The 20,392-nt window shown below is 61.9% G+C and carries 19 protein-coding genes; 17 read left to right on the top strand and 2 right to left on the bottom strand.

Features of this window, described 5'->3' with window-relative positions:
• The 8 genes from AC6CHO_RS05310 to AC6CHO_RS05275 all read left to right on the top strand — a co-directional run bounded on the left by AC6CHO_RS05310 (position 1) and on the right by AC6CHO_RS05275 (position 8,597).
• The gene (locus tag AC6CHO_RS05310; protein ID WP_498214034.1) at positions 1-1,182 is read left to right on the top strand and encodes an aminotransferase class I/II-fold pyridoxal phosphate-dependent enzyme; all 1,182 of its coding nucleotides are present in this window, start codon (positions 1-3) and stop codon (positions 1,180-1,182) included.
• Positions 1,179-2,375 (top strand): cytochrome P450, encoded by a 1,197-nt coding sequence (locus tag AC6CHO_RS05305; protein WP_498214032.1) that lies wholly within the window; start codon positions 1,179-1,181, stop codon positions 2,373-2,375. Before AC6CHO_RS05310 ends, AC6CHO_RS05305 begins: the two co-directional genes overlap by 4 nt.
• Positions 2,372-3,088: a dethiobiotin synthase gene (gene bioD / locus AC6CHO_RS05300; RefSeq protein WP_498214031.1), complete on the top strand. Its 717-nt coding sequence runs from the start codon at positions 2,372-2,374 to the stop codon at positions 3,086-3,088. The genes AC6CHO_RS05305 and bioD overlap by 4 nt, the downstream gene beginning before the upstream one ends.
• A gap of 88 nt (positions 3,089-3,176) precedes the next feature.
• Positions 3,177-3,848: a TetR/AcrR family transcriptional regulator gene (locus tag AC6CHO_RS05295; RefSeq protein ID WP_498214030.1), complete on the top strand. Its 672-nt coding sequence runs from the start codon at positions 3,177-3,179 to the stop codon at positions 3,846-3,848.
• Positions 3,849-3,858: 10 nt separating this feature from the next.
• Positions 3,859-4,791 carry an ABC transporter ATP-binding protein gene (locus AC6CHO_RS05290; protein ID WP_498214029.1) on the top strand — a complete coding sequence of 311 codons (933 nt, stop codon included), beginning with the start codon at positions 3,859-3,861 and terminating at the stop codon, positions 4,789-4,791.
• Positions 4,788-6,452 carry an ABC transporter permease gene (locus AC6CHO_RS05285; RefSeq protein ID WP_498214028.1) on the top strand — a complete coding sequence of 555 codons (1,665 nt, stop codon included), beginning with the start codon at positions 4,788-4,790 and terminating at the stop codon, positions 6,450-6,452. The genes AC6CHO_RS05290 and AC6CHO_RS05285 overlap by 4 nt, the downstream gene beginning before the upstream one ends.
• Before the next feature lie 346 nt (positions 6,453-6,798).
• Positions 6,799-7,698 carry a pyridoxal 5'-phosphate synthase lyase subunit PdxS gene (pdxS, locus tag AC6CHO_RS05280; RefSeq protein WP_498214027.1) on the top strand — a complete coding sequence of 300 codons (900 nt, stop codon included), beginning with the start codon at positions 6,799-6,801 and terminating at the stop codon, positions 7,696-7,698.
• Positions 7,699-8,036: 338 nt separating this feature from the next.
• Positions 8,037-8,597 (top strand): dihydrofolate reductase family protein, encoded by a 561-nt coding sequence (locus AC6CHO_RS05275; RefSeq protein ID WP_498214025.1) that lies wholly within the window; start codon positions 8,037-8,039, stop codon positions 8,595-8,597.
• Between the two features lie 92 nt (positions 8,598-8,689).
• Here the strand turns inward: AC6CHO_RS05275 and AC6CHO_RS05270 are convergent, their stop codons facing one another.
• Both AC6CHO_RS05270 and AC6CHO_RS05265 read right to left on the bottom strand, forming a co-directional pair.
• Positions 8,690-9,457 (bottom strand): GNAT family N-acetyltransferase, encoded by a 768-nt coding sequence (locus tag AC6CHO_RS05270; protein ID WP_060701695.1) that lies wholly within the window; start codon positions 9,455-9,457, stop codon positions 8,690-8,692.
• The gene (locus AC6CHO_RS05265) at positions 9,457-11,469 is read right to left on the bottom strand and encodes a M3 family metallopeptidase (protein ID WP_498214024.1); all 2,013 of its coding nucleotides are present in this window, start codon (positions 11,467-11,469) and stop codon (positions 9,457-9,459) included. Before AC6CHO_RS05265 ends, AC6CHO_RS05270 begins: the two co-directional genes overlap by 1 nt.
• Before the next feature lie 76 nt (positions 11,470-11,545).
• On the opposite strand from AC6CHO_RS05265, the gene AC6CHO_RS05260 reads away from it, so the two are divergent.
• The 9 genes from AC6CHO_RS05260 (at position 11,546) to secF (ending at position 20,282) form a co-directional block, all read left to right on the top strand.
• Positions 11,546-12,724 carry a CapA family protein gene (locus AC6CHO_RS05260; RefSeq protein WP_498214023.1) on the top strand — a complete coding sequence of 393 codons (1,179 nt, stop codon included), beginning with the start codon at positions 11,546-11,548 and terminating at the stop codon, positions 12,722-12,724.
• Positions 12,725-13,172: 448 nt separating this feature from the next.
• Entirely contained in the window at positions 13,173-13,784 is a 612-nt protein-coding gene (pdxT, locus tag AC6CHO_RS05255; protein ID WP_084793194.1) for a pyridoxal 5'-phosphate synthase glutaminase subunit PdxT, read from the top strand.
• Positions 13,785-13,787: 3 nt separating this feature from the next.
• Positions 13,788-14,546, top strand: coding sequence for a YebC/PmpR family DNA-binding transcriptional regulator (locus AC6CHO_RS05250; protein WP_444663752.1), 759 nt, complete (start codon positions 13,788-13,790; stop codon positions 14,544-14,546).
• 3 nt (positions 14,547-14,549) lie between these two features.
• On the top strand, positions 14,550-15,149 hold the full coding sequence (gene ruvC, locus AC6CHO_RS05245; RefSeq protein ID WP_498214021.1) for a crossover junction endodeoxyribonuclease RuvC: 600 nt from the start codon (positions 14,550-14,552) through the stop codon (positions 15,147-15,149).
• Between the two features lie 92 nt (positions 15,150-15,241).
• Positions 15,242-15,859, top strand: a complete 618-nt coding sequence (gene ruvA / locus AC6CHO_RS05240; protein ID WP_498214020.1) for a Holliday junction branch migration protein RuvA — start codon at positions 15,242-15,244, stop codon at positions 15,857-15,859.
• Positions 15,860-15,883: 24 nt separating this feature from the next.
• Positions 15,884-16,933 (top strand): Holliday junction branch migration DNA helicase RuvB, encoded by a 1,050-nt coding sequence (gene ruvB / locus AC6CHO_RS05235; RefSeq protein WP_060701687.1) that lies wholly within the window; start codon positions 15,884-15,886, stop codon positions 16,931-16,933.
• Positions 16,934-17,120: 187 nt separating this feature from the next.
• Positions 17,121-17,528, top strand: a complete 408-nt coding sequence (yajC, locus tag AC6CHO_RS05230) for a preprotein translocase subunit YajC (RefSeq protein ID WP_498214019.1) — start codon at positions 17,121-17,123, stop codon at positions 17,526-17,528.
• Between the two features lie 59 nt (positions 17,529-17,587).
• A complete protein-coding gene (gene secD / locus AC6CHO_RS05225) occupies positions 17,588-19,321 on the top strand; it encodes a protein translocase subunit SecD (protein ID WP_498214018.1) in 1,734 nt (577 codons plus the stop codon).
• Entirely contained in the window at positions 19,314-20,282 is a 969-nt protein-coding gene (secF, locus tag AC6CHO_RS05220; RefSeq protein WP_498214017.1) for a protein translocase subunit SecF, read from the top strand. Before secD ends, secF begins: the two co-directional genes overlap by 8 nt.
• The last annotated feature ends 110 nt before the right edge of the window (positions 20,283-20,392 follow it).

Here is a 20,392-nt window from a genome sequence, read left to right as displayed (position 1 = left end):
ATGACAACCCTTGCCACCACCGCGAGCTGGGACGCTTGGCTGCGCACCCGGTCCGCAGTGCGCACCGCCAGGGACATGCAGCGCAGCGACAACTCGCGCCACGCACTGTTCGACCTGGCGTCCAATGACTATCTGGGGCTCAGTTCGCATCCACGGGTGCGCCAGGCGGCCATCGGTGCGATCAACTGTCTGGGCGCCGGAGCCACGGCCAGCCGCGTAGCCAGTGGAACCTGGCAGATCCACCGGGAGCTGGAGGCGGAGCTCAGCCGGTACACCGGCCGGAGCCAGGCACTGGTATTCTCCAGCGGATACTGCGCGAACCTGGGCCTGCTGGGCGCCTTGGGCGGTCCCGGCAGCCTGATGTTGCTCGACGCCCACGCCCACGCGAGCCTGATCGACGGGGCCAGGCTTTCCGGGGCGGGCACTGCACGCTTCGAACACAACAACCTCGATGACGCGCGCGCCAAATTGCAGGCCAACGCCCAATCGCCCGCCCCGAAGCCCCGGGTGGTTGTGGTGGTGGAGTCGGTGTACTCGGTGCTCGGCGATGCCGCCCCGCTGCAACAGCTGGCCGAACTGTGCGCGCAGTACAACGCCCTGCTGATCATTGACGAGGCTCACTCGCTGGCCACCGTGCCGGCCGGTTCGGCCGTGAACGCTGCCGGGCTGGCCCAGGCGGAGAACGTCTTGGTCACCGCCACCTTGTCCAAGGCGCTCGGGGCCCAGGGCGGAGCGGTGCTCTTCGGCGGCAGCCGGGCCGAATTGTGGCGCGAGCACCTGCTCAATACCGCCCGCACCTTCATCTTCGACACGGCCCTGGCCCCGGCCGCCGCGGCGGCCGCCCATGCGGCGCTGGAGCTGGCCACCGGGGAAAGAATCTCAGGCCTCGCAGCCAACGCCCTGATGATCCGGAGCTTGCTGAATGCCGAGGAGAACCTGGCTGGCCGGGTTGAGCAGGCCGCTGGCGCGGTGCAATCGGTGCGCATGAAATCCCCGCAGCAGGCCTTCTTGGCCGCAGCGCTGCTGCGCGAACACGGCATCGCAGTTTCCTGTTTCAGGCCGCCGAGTGTTCCCGATGGAATCTCGCGTCTGCGCCTGGCCGCCCATGCGCAGCAAGACCCTGCCGAGCTTGCCACAGCCCTGAAGGTTATGGCCCGAATCATTAGCGACGTGGAATCATGAACTGCCCTTTCGCCCGAACATCTCTGGCTCCCGAACCTTCGGCCACCAGCGCGGCCCCGCTGGCCCAGCCGCTGGAGAAGGTGCTCCCGCCGCGGATCAGCGAACGCTATCGCAGCATCGAGGATCCCCAACTGGTCCGAGAGATCCTGCGCCATGCCGAGGAATTCACTCCTGCCAACGCCCTGCAGGCGGCGGTGGACCTGGAACCTGCCACGTTGCGCATCCTTGCCCGTGGGCGCTTTGCCCTGCCGCCGGTGCTGGCCAGTGCCTCCGGTGCCGGGCACCGTGCCGTCAGGAAGGTGGTTGCCGGATTCTTCAGCCCCGCAAAGGTTGCTGCGCAGCGCGAGTTTATCGCCCAGCGCACCCGCGAACTGTGCCTGAACTTGCGCGGCCGCTATCAGCTGGGTGAAGAACTGGACCTCGCCAACGAACTCGCCGCCGTCATCCCGCCAGAGGTGATGGCGCGGATGACCGGAACACCGCTGCCGCCCCTCGACCAGCTCAAGGCCTGGAGCAAGGACTCGCTGGAATTGTTCTGGGGCTGGCCCGGAGCCCATCGGCAGCAGGAGCTGGCGCACAGCGCGGTTGCGTACCATGCGTGGCTTCGCAGGTCCGTCGAAGAGGCCACAACCCGCGATGACGGCAACCTCTATTCCGCCCTGCACCACGCCGGGGTGGATCGCGCCCGCATCGTCTCGCTGGCCTATTTCCTGGGGATCGCCGGCCAGGAGACCACCGCAATGCTTATCCAAAGTGCCCTGTTCACCGCCATGCGCGACGGGCACTGGTCCAGCTGCGCCGCGGCGGACGGCGGAGTTTCAGCCAGCGAACGCGTGGTGCACGAGGTGCTGCTGCGGGCATCCTCCGTGCCCACCTGGCGCCGTATCGCACTGCGCGATATTTCTCTTGTTGGCCACAGCTTCGCTGCCGGGGACGAGCTGCTGCTTCGCCTCTCCGGCGGGGACGTGGCCGCCTCGGGCGACGATTCCCTAGTCTTCGGGCAGGGGCTGCATCGCTGCCTCGGCGCAGGCCTTGCCCGGATGGAAACCGGGGTGGTGGTTCAACAGGCCGCAGCAGTGCTGCCTGGCATCGAGCTCAGCGATCCGAGCCCCCGCTGGCGCTACCTTATTTCCTTCCAGGCACCCGAAGCGGTCATCACCCGGAGCAGGAAAACCGGGAGCGCCAGCGCATGATCCATGTCATTTCAGGGACCGGCACCGATGTGGGAAAAACCGTCGCAACGGCGGCCCTGGCGGCCCGGGAGCTGGCCCAAGGACGCGCCGTGGCCATCTACAAGCCAACGCAAACCGGAGTGCAGGAAAGCGAACCCGGCGATGTCCGGAACATTGCAGCATGGCTGGATGATCCAGAGCGGTTGAGCACCGCAGAAGGGGTGCGGCTGCGCGAGCCCATGGCCCCGGTGGATGCAGCGCTGGTGGCCGGAGGCCAGGGCGCGGTCCAGGCGCTTCCCGGGCTCGCTGAGCATTGCGAACGGATTCGCAGGCTCGCCGCAGAATATGACACGGTCCTGGTTGAGGGCGCCGGGGGACTGCTTGTCACCCTGAACCCGGAAGGCGCGAATATCGCGGATCTTGCCAGCGCGGTGGATGCTCGCCTCGTGGTCGTCACCCGCCCGGATTTGGGAACCTTGAACCATACTGCCCTGACCCTTGAGGCGGCGGTTAATCGGGGCTTTAGCCGCGGAACGCTGCTGCTGGGCAGCTTCCCCGAGCATCCCACGGCCCTGCATTGCAGGAATTTGCAGAACCTCCGGGCGCAAGCAGAGCATCACCGGTGGCACTTCGGCGGAGCGATTCCAGAGCTCGGGATGAACGAAAATATCAAGGAACAACTTCTCAGCGCCGGATTATTGCTGTCGATCCCGCCCGTCGGGGCGGGAAGCTGAACGGGTCGGCGAACGCGGAACCGGGCCGGCGGAACTGGGCCAAAAATACCCATTGCCAACCGCTATACACAGGCGTAGCCTCCTATACGTGAGTACAGCTGAGCAGGATCTGACAGGCCGGGCCAGGTTGCGCGATGCGGCAATCGAGGCCTTCGCCGCGCAGGGATTTGATGTATCCCTGCGGGCGATCGCAACGCGTGCCAACGTCACCGCGGGACTCGTGCGCCACCACTTCGGGTCCAAGCAGGCGCTGTGGGCAGAATGCGACGCCACAGTGCTCGAGCGCTACCGCCGCATGAAAGAGGATTCCCTGGCGGCCAGTCCCCAGCAGGTGTTCAGCAATCTGCCCAGCTCCAGAGAAGGCGGGGTACTGATTCTGTACATTCTGCGCTCGGTGCGCGACGGCGCGCAGGCGGGGACGCAGTTCACCGGCCACCTGGTCGAAGAGGCGCTCGCCTTATTGGATCGGGCCGTTTCGCGCGGGCTGATCGTCCCCAGCCGCAATGAGCCGGCGAGGGCACGCTTTCTGGTCCTGCAATCCCTGGGTGCGCTGGTATTGCACTTCGCGCTGAACCCGCCGCATGATCCAGAAGACTTCGCCACCGTGATGCAGGAATACTATGCGCAAGTTGCCCTGCCAACACTGGAACTCTATTCCGAAGGGCTGTTCACCGGCCCGGCCTACCTCAACGAGTACCTGGCCTCCGGCGCAGCCGACGTCCCGCCCGCGGGATCCGCGGGAACTGCCGAACCCCGGTAAGGAGCACACCATGGCCACCACCAAGCAGGCCATTGAAGTGAGCGGACTGCACAAGAATTTCGGGCGCGCCGCCGCCCTGTCAGGATTGGACCTGCGAGTGGACACCGGCCAGGTTGCCGGGTTCCTGGGGCCCAACGGCGCGGGAAAATCCACGACCATCCGCATCCTGCTGGGATTGCTGAAGGCCGACGGGGGAACAGCCCGGATGCTCGGCGCCGACCCCTGGGCCGATGCGGTGGCCCTGCACCGCCGCGTGGCCTATGTCCCGGGCGAGGTGAACCTCTGGCCCAACCTCACCGGGGGACAGGCGATCAGCATCCTGTCAAAGCTGCACGGGCAGGTCGATGAACAACGCCGCAGCCAGCTGCTTGAACGCTTCGACCTTGATCCCTCCAAGAAAGCCCGCAGCTATTCCAAGGGCAACCGCCAGAAGGTCGCCCTGATCGCCGCGCTGTCCTCGCGGGCAGAACTGCTGCTGCTCGATGAGCCGACCTCGGGCCTGGACCCGCTGATGGAGCAGGTCTTCACTTCCTGCATCCGCGAAGCCGCCGCAGAGGGGCGCAGCGTGCTGCTCTCAAGCCATATTTTCGCCGAAGTAGAAAAGCTCTGCGATACCGTGACCATCATCCGCGACGGGCAGACCGTTGAGGCTGGCCGCCTCTCCGATCTGCGCCACCTGCAGCGCACCGAAGTCACCGTTGAAGTCTCCGGTGCCGCGGCCAGCCTTGCGGCAGTTGAGGGCATCGAGGATTTCAAGCTCTCGGGCACCACGGCGAGCTTCAGCGTCGACCCGGAGCAGCTGCCCGGAGTTCTTGCGGCCTTGGCGCAGTATTCGCCACGCAACCTGGTCAGCACCCCGCCATCGCTGGAGGACCTGTTCCTGCGCCATTACTCGGACCAGGAGCCAACACCGGTGGCTGCCCGGGGAGGTGAGCTGCGATGACTACGGGCACCGCACGTGGGCGCCATGCTGCGGCAGAAAACCTGGGGCAACCGGCCACCTCGGCCCGCGGCACCAGCACGCTGTCCGGCGTCGGGATAGCCGCATGGTTCATCCTTCGCCGCAATTGGCTGCGCCTGGGCCTCTGGGCACTGGTGCTGGCATCGATGATTCCGATTGTCTACGACTCCCAGCAGCAGGCTTTCCCCACGCAGCAAGCGCGCGATGCCTATGCCCAGGTGGCCAACACCCCGGCCGTGGCTGCCATGACCGGCCTGCCCTACGCCGCGGGTTCGCTGGGAGGCATTCTGGTCATCAAGATCTGGATGACGCTGGCCGTGGCTTTGGCCTTCGCCGTGGTCTTCCTGGTCACCCGCAATGGCCGCGCCGAAGAGGAAGCAGGGCGCACCGAATTGCTGCGCGCCACGGCACTGGGACGCCACGCCTACCCGACAGCGAACTATCTGGTCTCCGCAGGACTGTGCCTGCTGACCGGATTGCTCATCAGCCTGCTGTGCCTGTCGGTTGCGCTGCCGGCGGCCGGCAGCTGGATCATGGGCGCCTCGATCGCCGGCACCGGCCTGGCCTTCACCGGATTGGCGGCCATCTGCGGCCAGCTCGCCTCGACCAGCCGTGGAGCGAACTCGCTGGCAGTGGCACTGATCGGCCTGTTCTACTTCATCCGCGCGGGAGCCGATCTGCAGGCTGAGGGCATGGCCCCCAGTGCGCTGAGCTGGTTCTCGCCCATTGGCTGGGCGCAGAACATGCGCGCCTACGGCGAGGACAACTGGTGGCCGCTGATGGCCTTGGCCGTCCTGGGCGCTGCCGGTTGCCTCGTGGCGTTGCGCATCGACAGCTCGCGGGATTTGGGCTCGGGCATTTTGCCCGAACGCCGGTCAGCTGCCTTTGCCGGGCCCTTCACCACGACGGCGCTGGGACTGGCGCTGCGCCTGCAGCGATCTTCGCTGATCGGCTGGTTCATCGGCGCTGCGGTGTCCGGGCTGTTCTTCGGCTCTGTCGCACGGTCCATGGGCACGCTGCTGGATCCCGAGAATCCCTTTGCCCGCAATTTTGTGGGCACCGGGCACAGCATGCTCGACGGGGTGCTTGGCATCTTCGTGGCGTTCAATGCTTTGCTGGCCGCAGCCTTTGCCATCCAGTGCCTGGGTGCAGCGCGCAGCGAGGAAGAGAGCGGCCGGCTCGAACAGCAGCTTGCCGGGGCCTTGTCCCGCGGCTGGTGGCTCGGCGCCCACCTGTTGATAGCGGTGCTTGGCTCGGGGCTGATGCTGCTGCTTGCCGGGGCCCTGACCGGTGCATCCTCCCAAGGAGCAGGGGATCCAGGGCAGCTGGCCGGTGCCTGCCTCGCATTCTGGCCGGCAGTACTGTCGATGCTGGGCCTGCAGCTGCTGGCCTTCGGCTTCCTTCCGCGCCTCACCACAGCGATCACCTGGTCCGTCTACGGGCTGTCGGCGATGGCGGCCATGTTCGGCGGGATCTTCTCGCTGTCGCAAGATGCCATCCGCTTGACCCCCTTCGGCGCCATCGCGCGCGTCCCGGCAGAGGAATTGAGCTGGACCCCGCTGGTGGTGCTCGTGCTGATATCCCTTGTGCTCGCGGCGGCCGGCATGGCCCGGTTCAACCACCGAGATGTCCTGGGCGCCTAGATACTGAGGACGGGCGTCGCACTGAAGCCTCAACAGCGCTGTGCTTCGCGCGTGCATGGGATCCACGAACCGGCTTTGTGTCCCTTGGCGGGGGATTGGCCCAGCGCACCCGCGTTTCGCAAAAACACCTGCTGATAAGGCGCAATGCAAAGCTCCGAATGTTACGCCGTCGACGCTAACCAGTGGAGAAGTCTACTATCGTAACAATGTTACGACACACGCGCGGTAATAAAGTGGGCAGATCCTACGATTATTGAGTACTTTCCGCCGCCGATCGGCTCTGTAGCAACACAGGCCGGGAATTCTGGCGGCAGTTTAGCTTTGCCGAAAGGAAATCAGCTCTCCCATGTCTAACACTCAGAACTCCGTCGTCGGTTCGGATCGCGTCAAGCGCGGAATGGCCGAAATGCTCAAGGGCGGCGTCATCATGGACGTGGTCACTCCCGAGCAGGCCCGCATCGCTGAAGATGCCGGTGCCGTAGCAGTCATGGCTCTGGAGCGTGTTCCTGCAGATATTCGTGCCCAGGGCGGCGTATCGCGCATGAGCGACCCGGACATGATCGATGGCATCATTGCCGAGGTCTCCATCCCGGTGATGGCCAAGGCCCGCATCGGCCACTTCGTCGAGGCGCAGATCCTGCAGTCCCTGGGTGTGGACTACATCGACGAGTCCGAGGTGCTCTCCCCAGCTGACTACGAGAACCACATCGACAAGTGGCCATTCACCGTGCCATTCGTCTGCGGTGCCACCAACCTGGGCGAAGCCCTGCGCCGCATCAATGAAGGTGCTGCGATGATCCGCTCCAAGGGCGAAGCAGGCACCGGCGATGTCTCGAACGCCACCGGGCACATGCGCAAGATCCGCGCCGAGATCGCCAAGCTCGCTGCCCTTCCAGAAGACGAGCTGTACGTTGCCGCCAAGGAATTGCAGGCACCATACGAGCTGGTCAAGGAAATTGCGCACACCGGCAAGCTGCCAGTAGTGCTGTTCACCGCGGGCGGCATTGCCACTCCGGCTGACGCCGCGATGATGATGCAGCTGGGCGCAGACGGCGTGTTCGTCGGCTCGGGCATCTTCAAGTCCGGCAACCCGGTGCAGCGCGCCGAAGCCATCGTGAAGGCCACCACGTTCTTCGACAACCCTGACGAGCTGGCCAAGATCTCCCGCGGCCTGGGCGAAGCCATGGTCGGCATCAACGTCGCCGACGTGCCAGTGCCTCACCGCCTTTCGGAGCGCGGCTGGTAATCACTGCACAGCGAAAAGCACGGGTCCGTGCCACCGAATTCCGGTGGGCGGGCCCGTGCTTTTCAGTCTTGATGCAGCTGCCGCGGACTTCAATTCCTGCACATTAGTGGCACCTAGCGCATGGTCCACCCTGTGGCGGGGAAGATGGCGATCGGCTACGAGGTTCTCGCGGTGCAGTCCACCTCCGGGATGACTTTCACGACCTAGCTGCCAGAGCCGGGCAGTTCTAGTGCCGATGCCCTGGAATTGCTCCGCGGCGTGAGCGTCGGAGCCGAGTACGCAGGATCATCCGCCACGGCCAGCTCGAGCCGACACGCGGCTGTGGCAGACTGAAGCCCATGAGCGAGATCATTTTCGACGCGGCCGTCACGCTGAACGGCTATCTGGCCGATGAAAACCACAGCCTGCAGTGGCTTTTCGAGGTTCCCGGAGCGCAGGAACCCGACCCGGATCTGCTGCCTGGCAACGTCGGCGTCCACGTGGAAGGCGCCTCCACCTACCTGTGGCTGCTCGAGCATGAACGGCTCATCGAGAACCCTGACAAGTGGCAGGACTACTACCCGGGAATCACCACCTATGTGTTCACCTCGCGCGAGCTGCCGATCCCGGAAGGGGCCGACGTGCGCCTGGTCAATGGCCCGGTTGCCGGGGTGCTGCCCCAGATCCGCGGCGCGGCGGGAGAGAAGAACATCTGGGTGCTCGGCGGGGGAGAACTGCTCGGCCAATTCCTCGATATCGATGCGATCGATACTTTGGCCCTGACCATCGCGCCCGCGGCCTTGGCCGGCGGGGCGCCGTTGCTGCCGAGGAACATTGGCAGCGACCGGCTGGAACTGGCCGAGGCGAGGCAAGCAGGACCTTTTGCGCGTTTGGTCTATCGGGTGCGCCGGGCCTCATGACCCGGTGTTGAACGCGGAGTGCTAAAAGCAGCGAGCCGGCCACGGGAGGTTTCCCGTGGCCGGCTCGCTGCTTTTGCAGGTTGGACAGCCCGCTACTGGTTCCAGGAGCGAAGCACCATATGGCGCCCGCGGCCCAGCAGCTTCAACCCGTTGGCGCTGAAGAAATCGGCGCTGGATGGCGTGGCCGCGGCCAGCAGCTCCTGCGGGACTTCCTCATCGGGCGGTGAGAGCGGGTTGATCATCGAGCGCGAGAGCCCATGGAGCAGCGCGGTGCCCACGCCGTGGCGGCGGTGCTCCTTGCCCACGGCCAGCGAGTGCACCATCAGCTGCCCGCCCAAACCCTGCTGGGCAAAACCGCGCCCGACAATCTCGCCCTCATCGGTGCGCGCCAGGGCGTGCTCGACGCGGCGCAGGGCCGGGTGGCCGCTGGAAAGCTGCGAACTGGTTTCGCGCCACAGGTTGGTCACGTTCAGTTCGGCGGCATCCGCCCCGGCGGCCTCGGGCACGTTGTTGCCCAGGCGGATCTTGCCGGCCCAGCGATCCATCGGGATCGCCAGCGGGCCGGCATGCCAGGAGACCTGGGCATTGTCGGAAAATCCGGTGGCTTTCAGCTCGGCGGCGTCGGCGCCGGAATTCACCCAGGCTTCCACCCGCCGGGCACCCAGGCGGTGGCCTTCGGCCAGCGCAGGGCGCAACCCGGCTTGCTCGGGATGCTCGGGGAACAGCAGGATCAGGCGCTTGCGCACCGGCTGCCAGGCCCACGAGCACCCATGGGTGGTAAAGATCTTGCCGCCGGTGGCAACTGCTAGTGCCTGATGCCAGTGGCTCAGTGCTTCCTGTGCGGAGGCAATCGTCGTCATTATTCTGCGTTCACCAATCCTCGACGGCGCAGCAGCGGTTCTACCCGTGCGGTGCGGCCGCGGAATAATTCGTAGGACTCTAGGGGGTCGCGCGTATTTCCGCGCGAGAGCAGTTCCTCACGGAACCGATTACCATTTTTGCGCATCAGGCCGCCATTTTCCTCGAACCACTGCACAGTGTCGGCATCGAGCACCTCGCTCCAGATGTAGGAGTAGTAGCCAGCGGAGTAGCCATTGGCAAAAATGTGCTGGAAATAACCGGTCCGATAGCGTGGCGGAATCATGTCGGCATCAAAGCCGGCCTCAGCAAGGACCTGCTGCTCGAACGCCACGGGATCATCAATGACCGTATCCGCGCTAATGGTGTGCCAAGCCCAGTCCAGAACGCTCGCTGCCAGATACTCAGTCGTGGCAAACCCCTGTCCCCACAGTCCTGCTGCAAGGATCCTGGCAATGGTTTCATCATCCAGTTGTTCTCCGGACTGATGATGCACGGCATAACCGGGCAGCACCTGTTGATCCAGTACCCACATCTCATTGACCTGCGAGGGGAATTCAACAAAATCCCGGGGGACCGATGTGCCCGAGAGCGAAGCGTACTTCCCGTTGGAGAACATGCCATGCAGGGCGTGGCCGAACTCGTGGAAGAGCGTATTGGCTTCATCCAGGGCGAGCAATACCGGATCTCCAGGGGCAGGAGCCGAAATGTTCAAGGTGTTGGTGACAATCGGACGTTCGTTGAAATAGGAGGCGGCATCACGAAGGCTGGTCATCCAGGCGCCGCCCTTCTTCGTCTCGCGGGCCAGATAGTCACCAGTGTAGAGCGCCAGCGGGCTTCCGTCGGCATCAAAAACTTCGAAGACTCGAACTTGATCGTGATAGGCAGGCAGGTCAAAACGCTCAACGAAGGTGATCCCATAGAGCTTGGTAGCGGTGGCAAAAACGCCATCGACCAGCACGCGATCAAGTTCGAAGTAGTTGCGCAGCGACTCGGAGTCCACGGCATACTGTTCACGCAAAACCTGGTTGGAGTAGAACTTCCAATCCCACGCCTGCACTTCGTGGCCGGCAATGCTGCCCAGCACCTCAGCTTCTTTGCGCGCGTTGGCAGTGGCCGCCTTGGTCAATTCCGCGAGGCGTTGTTCAACTGCCGCGGTTGATGGTGCTGTCGCTTGGGCCAGCACCGTTTCAGCGTGGTTTGCAAAACCCAGCAGGGCTGCACGTTCGGCACGTAGCTTTGCCATATCTGCGGCCAGCTGGAGCGTTGAGTTTTCGGAGATCCCGCGTGTGATGGATGCGGCAAATACCTTGCGCCGCGCTTCGCCGCTGGTCAATGACTCCAGAACAGGCTGCTGCGTCGGGGAGACCAATGGCAGAAGATATCCTGCCGAATGGCCGGCCTGCTTTGCTGCCAGGGCGGCGGATTCGAGGGCCTGCGACGACAGGCCGTCTAGCTCGTCTGCCGAGTCGAAGTGGACGGCATGGGCGTTTTGGTTTTCCAGTACGCGATTGGAGAACTGGCTGGAGAGCTCGGAGAGCTGTGCGTTGAACTGCTTCAGCTGCTGTTTCTGGGCTTCATCCAGATCAGCGCCAGCCAGCCTGAAGGCCTTGAGCGTTTGCTCGGCCAGGCGCGCGTCTTCACCAACTAATCCTGAACAATTTGCGGCTTGTAAACGCGAATACAAGGCCTGATTTAGGTAGATCGCGTCTTCTTGGGCGCTGAAGATCGATGACATTTCGGTCTGGATGGCCCTGATCGGTTCGGTTCCATGGGCGGAAAGGACACTGAAATAGGTCATCATCGAACGGCGCAGCACCTCTCCGCTGGCTTCCAGCGCCAGGAACGTGTTGGCAAAGTCGGGTGCACTTTGCTCTTCGATGATGAGCTGCAATTCGGTGCGCTGTTCTGCGGCGCCGAGTTTGGCCGCTTCCAAATAGTGTTCGGCAGTGAGAATGTCGAATGCCGGCCATTGATAGGGGTTGGCGCTGGGTGCCAAGAGCGGATTTTGCATAAGCATAGGTTTTCACAGGCGACGTGATTTAGCTTGCATTTACACCCCTGATAGCTTGCTGGGATAGGGTCTAGGCATGCACTCACGTTTGCCTTTGGCTTGCCGTTCCTTGACCGCCGGCATACTGCTTTCGGTACTGCTGGCAGGGTGCTCGGCAAGCGTTGAACCGGACGAAGACCCCCGCCCTTCCAAACTCGCGATGGCAAGCACCCCTGCTCCCGAGTCCAGTGCAACCAGCGAGCCGAAAGAGTTTTCGCTCATGGTGACCGGCGATGTCTTGTTGCATCCTCCGCTGCTCGAGCAGGCTCGCAGCGCTGCCATGTCCGGCAACGGGAAGGACTACGATTTTTCTGCTTTGCTTGCGGGCCTGAAGCCCTATGCGCACGACGCAGATGCCGCCCTATGCAATCTCGAAACCCCCATCGGCACGCCACCGTACTCCGGCTATCCCCGGTTCACCGTCCCCGCGCAGATTCTCTCCGATCTCAAATCCATCGGCTATGACGGCTGCACCACTGCCACCAACCACACAGTCGACGCCGGAACCAGCGGGGTGAACAGGACCCTGGACGCGCTGGAGGAGCAAGAGCTGTTTGCCACCGGGTCGTACCGAAGCAAGAAGGAAGCGCAGGAACCGCCGATCATGCAGATCGACGGAATCAAGCTCGGCGTGATTGCCAGTACGTTCTCGCTCAATGGCCTGCCAGAGGCCGCCGACTGGCAGGTTGATACCGGAGTCGGCGCGCAAAAGCTGATACAGCGCGGAAAATCGGCCCGCCAGGATGGTGCTGACATCGTGGTGGCCGCTATTCACGATGGCACTGAATATTCGAACAGGCCAACTGCCCAACAGCGCAAACTGGGCCGGGAGCTGGCCGAATCCGGAGTCTTCGACTTCATCTACATGCACCACACGCATTCGGCGCTGCCAATCGAAAAACACGATGGCACCTGGATCGTCTACGGGCTGGGAAATTCGGTGGCGAAGCATGCGACAAAAACCATCTTGAATCGAGAAGGAATCAGCGTCAAAGCAACGTTCAGCCAAAACGAGAAGTCGGGTGACTGGAAAGTTTCAAAACTTCAATGGGTGCCGCATATGCTCTCGCAATCACCGGTGGCATGGTGCCAGGTCTTCGAAGCATCGGCTTGCTTGCCCGAAGCCGATGCCGAGGCATCGCTAGCCCGGACGACGGCCACCGTAAATGCCTACGGCGCATTCGATGATGGCCTGGAGCAATGGACAATCGAATAAGCATGTTGAGCGGTGAATAGAGTCGAGTCCTCCAGATCCAGGGAATTCAGCAAAAGTGCCGGAAAGTACCGCTGCTAGCTGTGCCCGAGGTTCATCGAGCCGTTCCGGGGCGGATTCATCTCAGGCATCGCAACCGCAATGAGCCTTCTTCGACGTCCTCTTCGGATAGTCCGCATTTTCAGGCTGCCTGTTCAGTTTCTGCGCGGATTGAATCGATCCGGCGCTTTTTCCAGCTTGATTGCGCCTGGGGCCCTCGTCTTCATCTCCATGTGGCGATAGCCAGCCGGGAAAAGTCCTCATTTCGGTTGACGCTGGGGTGTAACTTGAAAATCGCAACGGGGAAAACACGACACACCGAGAAACAAAATCAACTGCTGCTTCACCCGGTACTAACGTTGATTCGGCGCCCAGTGCGCCTCGAACCCCGCAAACTATGAAGGTCACATCCATGCCGAAAATTGGCGTTCTCGCCCTCCAAGGAGATTTCCGCGAACATCTTGCATCCCTGCAGCGCCTGGGACAAGAAACGCTCGCTGTGCGCACCCCGGACGACCTATCGAAGGTCGACGCATTGGTTATTCCCGGCGGAGAATCCTCGGTCATCGACCGGCTCTCCCGCAACTATTCACTGGCAGAGCCAATCAAGCAGCGCATCGCACAGGGCATGCCGGCCTACGGCTCCTGTGCGGGAATGATCATGCTGGCGGACCGAATTGAGAACCCTGCGGTCTCCAGCACTGGTGCCATCCAGCAGAGCTTCGGCGGCATCGACATGACAGTTCGGCGCAATGCATTCGGCCGCCAAGTGGACTCCTTCGAATACCAGTTGGGCTTCTTGGGACAGAACCTCGAAGCTGTATTCATTCGGGCTCCTGAAGCGGTGCAAGTAGGCGCCGATGTGCAAGTGATCAGCACGGTTCCAGCCGAAGGCGATGGCGAACAGGGTAGAATTGTTGCAGTACGCCAGGGAAATTTGTTGGCAACCAGCTTTCACCCGGAAGTCACCGGCAGCACGGCGATCCACGAATTTTTCATCCAACTCACGCGAGGAGACGCTTAAAGCATGTCAGGCCACTCCAAATGGGCAACCACCAAGCACAAGAAGGCCGCGATTGACGCCAAGCGCGCCAAAGCCTTCGCAAAATTCATCAAGGGCATCGAAGTTGCAGCCCGCGCCGGCGGCGCAGACATGTCGGGCAACCCGGCACTGGAACTTGCCGTCAGCAAGGCCAAGAAGAACTCTGTGCCAGTCAACAACATCGATCGCGCAATCAAGCGCGGTGCCGGCCTGACCGGTGAGGTCGTTGACTACACCGAAATCATTTATGAGGCACGTGGCCCGCAGGGCTCGGCTCTGCTGATCGAGTGCCTTACGGACAATAAGAACCGCGCAGCTTCCGAGGTTCGAGTTGGCATCACCCGCAACGGCGGCACCGTTGCCGACCCGGGGTCGGTCGCGTACTTGTTCAACCGCCAGGGCGTTGTCCGCTTGCCAAAGGGCGAGCTGACCGAAGACGATCTGCTGATGACCGTGCTGGATGCCGGTGCTGACGAGATCCTGGACGAGGACGAGAACTTCGCCATCGTTTCGGACCCATCGGACCTGCGTGCCGTGGCCACCGCATTGGATGAGGCTGACATCGCCTACGAATCCGATGAAATGGAATTCCTGCCTTCGATGAAGGTAGAGCTGGACGTTGACGGCGCCCGCAAGTTCCTCAAGCTCTTCGACGCATTGGAAGAGCTGGACGACGTGCAGAACGTCTACACCAACGCTGATCTGTCCGACGAGGTTCGCGCCGCGCTGGACGAAGAGCAGTAAGGCTTGTCCCTTCGCGTTGTCGGCGTCGACCCCGGACTGACCCGTTGTGGCCTGGCCGTGGTCGACGTCGCTGCAAACAGGCAAGTTTCGCTGGTTGATGTCACCGTCGCTGGCACCCCGCCGGGCACCCCCTTGGACGCCCGGCTCTTGACGATCGCCAACGCCATCGACGCGTGGCTTGACGAGCACAAGCCGGATGTCCTGGCCCTTGAACGGGTCTTCGCTTCGGCCAACGTATCTACCGTTATTGGCACGGCTCAAGTCACAGGCGTCGTCATCACGGCCGCAGCCCGGCGCGGCATCCCCGTAGCACTGCATACGCCCACCGAAGTGAAGGCTGCGGTGACCGGTTCAGGACAGGCAACCAAGGTGGCGATCGGAAAAATGGTTGCCAAGATCTGCCGTCTCGACGAGCCTCCCAAGCCAGCTGACGCAGCAGATGCTGTGGCTTTGGCGATCGCCCACGGCTGGCGCGGAGCAGCTGCAGGGTCGAATGCTTCGGCCTCGGCAGCCAGCGCTACCGGGTCCTCCCAGCTCACTGGTGCGCAGCAAGCGTGGATCGCCGCCGAAGCCTCGGCCAAGCGCCGAACTATTCGCCGTTAGGCAACACGACCCACCGTTGCACCGCCCACGTCGCGATTCGTAGGTATCTTCGATAAACTGGGTTCGATCGAACATATATCCCAAGGAGTGGCATGATCAGCTCATTGACCGGCGCCGTGCAAGCGGTGACCCTGAATACTGCGGTAATTGACGTCAACGGCTTCGGCATGCTGGTCAATGCCACCCCAGGAACCCTGGCAACCTTGCATGTTGGACGCGAAGCCACCGTATTCACTTCCATGGTGGTCCGCGAAGATTCCATGACCCTTTTCGGTTTCGCCAGCGCTGAAGAGCGCGATGTGTTTGAAGTCTTGATCTCGGTCTCGGGTATCGGCCCGCGCACCGGCCTGGCGATTCTCGCAGTCCACAGCCCCGAAGAAGTGCGCATTGCAGCTAATACCAAGGACACCGCCGCGTTCACCAAGGTTTCTGGCATTGGCCCCAAGGGAGCTAGCCGAATTGTTCTGGAACTCAATGGCAAGCTCGTGCCAACCGGTGCGCCGGTCTCACCGGTGGCGGATGCCGGCTCGCTCAGCGTCTGGGAGCCCCAGGTGATCGAAGCGCTCACCGGACTGGGTTGGAGCGAGAAGGACGCCGCCAGCACGCTCAAGTCGCTCTCCAAGGCCGAACCGGAAATTGTTTCCGGCGGCAATGTCGCCGAAATTTTGCGTGCTGCGCTGCGCAGCATGTCCAGCGGAACCCGAGTCTAGGCAGGCTTCGAGAGGACCATGACGATGAACGATTCCACCGGGCTGACCAACGCCGGCAGCGAGCCCGAGGAACGGGTGCTTGAAGCAGCCTTGCGACCACGCAACCTTGACGACTTTGTCGGCCAGTCACGCGTCAGGCAGCAGCTATCGCTGGTACTAGAGGCTGCCAAGATCCGCGAACGCACCGCAGACCATGTGCTGCTATCGGGGCCTCCGGGCCTCGGTAAAACAACCCTTTCCATGATCATTGCCGCGGAGATGAACGCGCCACTGCGCATTTCCTCTGGCCCGGCTATTCAGCATGCGGGGGATCTCGCGGCTATTCTCTCCTCGCTGACTGAGGGCGAAGTTCTTTTCCTGGATGAAATCCACAGAATGTCTCGCCCGGCTGAAGAAATGCTCTACATGGCGATGGAAGATTTCCGTGTAGATATTGTTGTCGGCAAGGGTGCGGGCGCTACCGCCATCCCATTGGAGTTGCCGCCATTTACGCTTGTCGGTGCCACTACCCGTGCTGGCCTGCTGCCTGGTCCGCTGCGCGACCGCTTCGGTTTTACCGGGCACCTGGAATTCTATGCAGTCCAAGAACTTGAACTTGTACTGCGCCGCTCAGCGATGATGCTGGATTTGAGCGTCACTTCGGCGGCCTTCACCGAGATCGCCGGCCGCTCGCGAGGTACACCTCGAATTGCCAACCGACTGCTGCGCCGTGTGCGCGACTGGGCGCTAGTGCACAAGCTCGAAGAGATCGACCACAAGGCGGCCTCGGCAGCACTGGATATGTATGAAGTCGATGCGCGTGGGCTGGACCGATTGGACCGCGGCGTATTGGAAGCTTTGTGCACCAAGTTTGGCGGGGGACCGGTAGGCCTATCCACCCTGGCCATTGCGGTCGGTGAGGAAACGGAAACCGTGGAGACCGTAGCTGAACCTTACTTGGTTCGCGAAGGTTTGATGGGCCGCACCCCACGCGGCCGCATCGCGATGCCTGGTGCTTGGGAGCATCTAGGACTGGCCATGCCCAAGGACGCCATCTTTGCCAGCGCCCAAAGCTATGAATCCGATGAGGATTAGGCAAGCAATACTTCACTGCCCGCGTAAATGGTCTGCCGGTTGACCGTATGCCATTAGACTAAAGACGCCCGACCTCTACCCGTTTACGGGTCCGGTAGGGCGTCTTTGCTGTTAATGCCCGACCTTGGGTGAACCGGCAACCTAGAACTTTTGATCAAATCGCAACAATTCGTTAGCAGGTAAATACGTGAATTCCCTCGTAATCGCCCAGGCCGCCGGCGGCGGCTTCAACCCTTCGCTCATCTTGATGGTGGCGCTGTTTGCAGTGTTGATCTTCATGATGTTCCGTGGCCGCAAGAAGCAGTCCGCTCAGCAGGAGAAGCTGAAGAACAACACCGTGCCAGGCGCGAAGGTGATGACAAACTCGGGCATCTTCGGCACTGTCGTGGGCATTGACGCAGAGGATCGCGTGCAGGTCGAGGTTGCCAACGGCGTCGTGCTGACCCTGCACCGCCAGGCCATTTCCACCTTCCTGGATAACGAGCCAGCTGCCGCCGCAACGCAGCAGCCAGCAGAATCCAGCGATGTTGCTGAAACCCCAGAAGAGTCCCTGCGTCGCTTGAACGACGAGGGCAAGGACGAGCGCAACTCCTAAGTTCCGGGTAGCAAGCGGTGGCCCGAAGCTACAGCCACCAACACGAGAAAGCACATTAGATGTCATCAATCAGACCTGTTAAGCAGGCGCGCAAGGCGTTGCTGTGGTTGCTGATCGTCTTCATCATCGCAACCGGCGTGCTGGTGGCTGGTGCAGCGAACGGTAAAACCGGGTGGGGACCAAAGCTGGCCCTCGACCTTGAAGGCGGCACCGAGATGATCCTGGCCCCACGGGTTCAGGGCGATCAGGAAATCAACCAGGAGCAGCTGGACCAGGCGGTGGAAATTATCCGCCAGCGCGTGGACGGCTCCGGTGTTTCGGAATCGGAAATCACCACCCAGTCCGGTCGCAACGTTGTCGTATCCATGCCGGGTACACCCGACCAGGCGACCCGCGAGCTGATCCAGGCTTCAGCAGCCATGGAATTCCGTCCGGTACTCGTATCGGGTTCCTATGAAGCGACTCCCAAGGACCAGCGGACTGCCAAGGCTGACCTTCCTAAGCCCAACGGCAAGCCAAAGAACGCTTCGGACACCAATTGGGTGACCGCAGATCTTTACCAGAAATTCGAAGCCTTCGACTGCACCAATGACGAAGACAAGAAGAGCAGTGAAGATGCTGACCCCGCGAAGCCCATGATTTCTTGTGATGAGAGCGTGGGAGCCAAGTACATTCTCGGCCCCCAAGAAATCCCTGGCGACCAGATCTCCGACGCTTACGCACAGCTGGCCCGCGGAGTAAACGGTTCCGTCACTGGCGAGTGGGTTGTTGTCATTGAATTCAACCAGCAGGGCACCAAGACGTTTGCTGACACCACCCAGCGCCTGATTGCGCTTCAGGGTGCACAGAACCAGTTCGCGATCGTCCTTGACGGACAGATCATCTCGGCCCCAACGACCAATGCCGTGATTTCCGACGGGCGCCCGCAGATTTCCGGTGGCTTCACCCAGGAAACTTCGCAAGCACTGGCCGAGCAGCTCAAATACGGTGCCTTGCCAATCAGCTTCGACATCCAGTCTGAGCGCCAGGTCTCTGCGACCCTTGGTGCCGACCAGCTGACTGCAGGATTGATCGCCGGCATTATCGGCCTGGTGCTCGTATTCATCTACTCGCTGTTCCAGTACCGCGCACTGGGCCTGGTGACCATTGCTTCCCTGCTGGTCTCCGGTGTACTCACCTACCTGTCCCTGGTCCTGCTTGGATGGGGAATGAACTACCGGCTGTCGCTGGCAGGTGTCGCCGGTCTGATTGTCGCGATCGGCCTGATCGCCGACTCGTTCATCGTTTACTTCGAACGCGTACGCGACGAATTGCGCGAAGGCCGTCCATTGGCCAGTGCCGTCGACGTCGGTTGGGGGCGTGCCAAGCGCACCATTTTGGCTTCCAAAGCAGTGAACGTCCTGGCCGCAGTGGTGCTCTACATCGTCGCCGTCGGCAACGTGCGAGGCTTCGCCTTCACCCTGGGCTTGACTGCAATCATCGACCTTGTCGTGGTCTATGGCCTGACGCACCCAACGCTGGTGCTGCTGGCCCGGACCAAGTTCTTCGCCGATGGCCACCGCCTGTCCGGCCTTGATCCGTCGCTTTTGGGCGTTGAGCCGCTGTACAAGGGCGCCGGCCAGGTTCGCCGTTTTGGCGAGAATGCGGAGGCGAACCGCGGCAAGAAGAATGCCAAGGCTTCAGGCGAAGCAGCCAAGCGCATGACTATTGCTGAGCGCCGCCGCGAAGAGGCAGCCCAAGCGATCCGGCCTGGGAATGCATCGTCGAAGGCTCAGGAGGAGAACAATGAATAAGCTAGTGACTTGGGGCAACGAGCTCTACACCGGCAAGCGTTCCTACCCGTTCACCTCCAAGCACCGGCTTTGGTTCGCCATCGCAGGCGCAATGGTGATCCTGTCGATCCTTGTCCCTGTAGTCAAGGGCGGGTTCAATCTCGGCATCGACTTCCGTGGTGGCTCGGAATTCACCGTCTCGGATGTCCAGAATACCGATATCAAAATCGGTGAACACGCAGTTACCTCGGTTGCTTCGGGCGCCGAGGTCACGGTCACGAATATTGCACCGAACACCATGCGTGTTGAGACTGAGCGCCTGAGCGATGACGAAACTCTGGCAATCGCAGCATCTTTGGCTGAGGACTATGGGGTATCCAGTGACGAAGTGACCAGCAACTTCATCGGCCCTACCTGGGGGCAGGACGTTTCTCGTCAGGCGCTGCTGGGCCTGTTCGCTTTCGTGGTCCTTGTTGGGTTGTTGATGGCCGCATACTTCCGCACGTGGAAGATGTCGCTGGCCGCCATCGTTGGCCTGCTGGTCGTGATCTTCGTGACCGCTGGCATCTATTCGGTCACCGGATTCGAGATTACGCCCAGTGCCATTATCGGTTTCCTGACGATTCTGAGTTATTCGCTCTATGACACCGTCGTGGTTTTCGACAAGGTTCGTGAAAATACGAAGGACTTCACCAAGCAGTCCAAGCGCACCTTTGAGCAGTTGGTGAACCTCGCGGTGAACCAGACCTTGGTCCGTTCAATCAATACCTCTGTGGTGGCCGTACTGCCCGTGGCGTCGATTCTCTTCATCGGTTCCTACATGCTCGGTGCCGGTACGCTCAAGGATCTTTCATTGGCCTTGTTCGTCGGCATTATCATCTCGGCGTTGTCCACCCTGTTCGTTCAAGCGCCGCTGTACCAATGGCTGCGCCGCAACGATTCTGATGTCGTTGAACACTCGAAGAAAATGGCCGTCGCCTAATCGCTACCCGGTCTGAAGAAGCGCCTCCAGCATTCGCTGGAGGCGCTTTTTCACAATGGCGTGAAGCGGTGTAATTAGTTGTCACCGGCCGAACGTGCTATAACAAATGA

Source organism: Glutamicibacter sp. GQ173, assembly GCF_059759215.1.
Note: the sequence above shows the minus strand (reverse complement) of the source record. Positions and strands in the feature narration are given on the sequence as shown.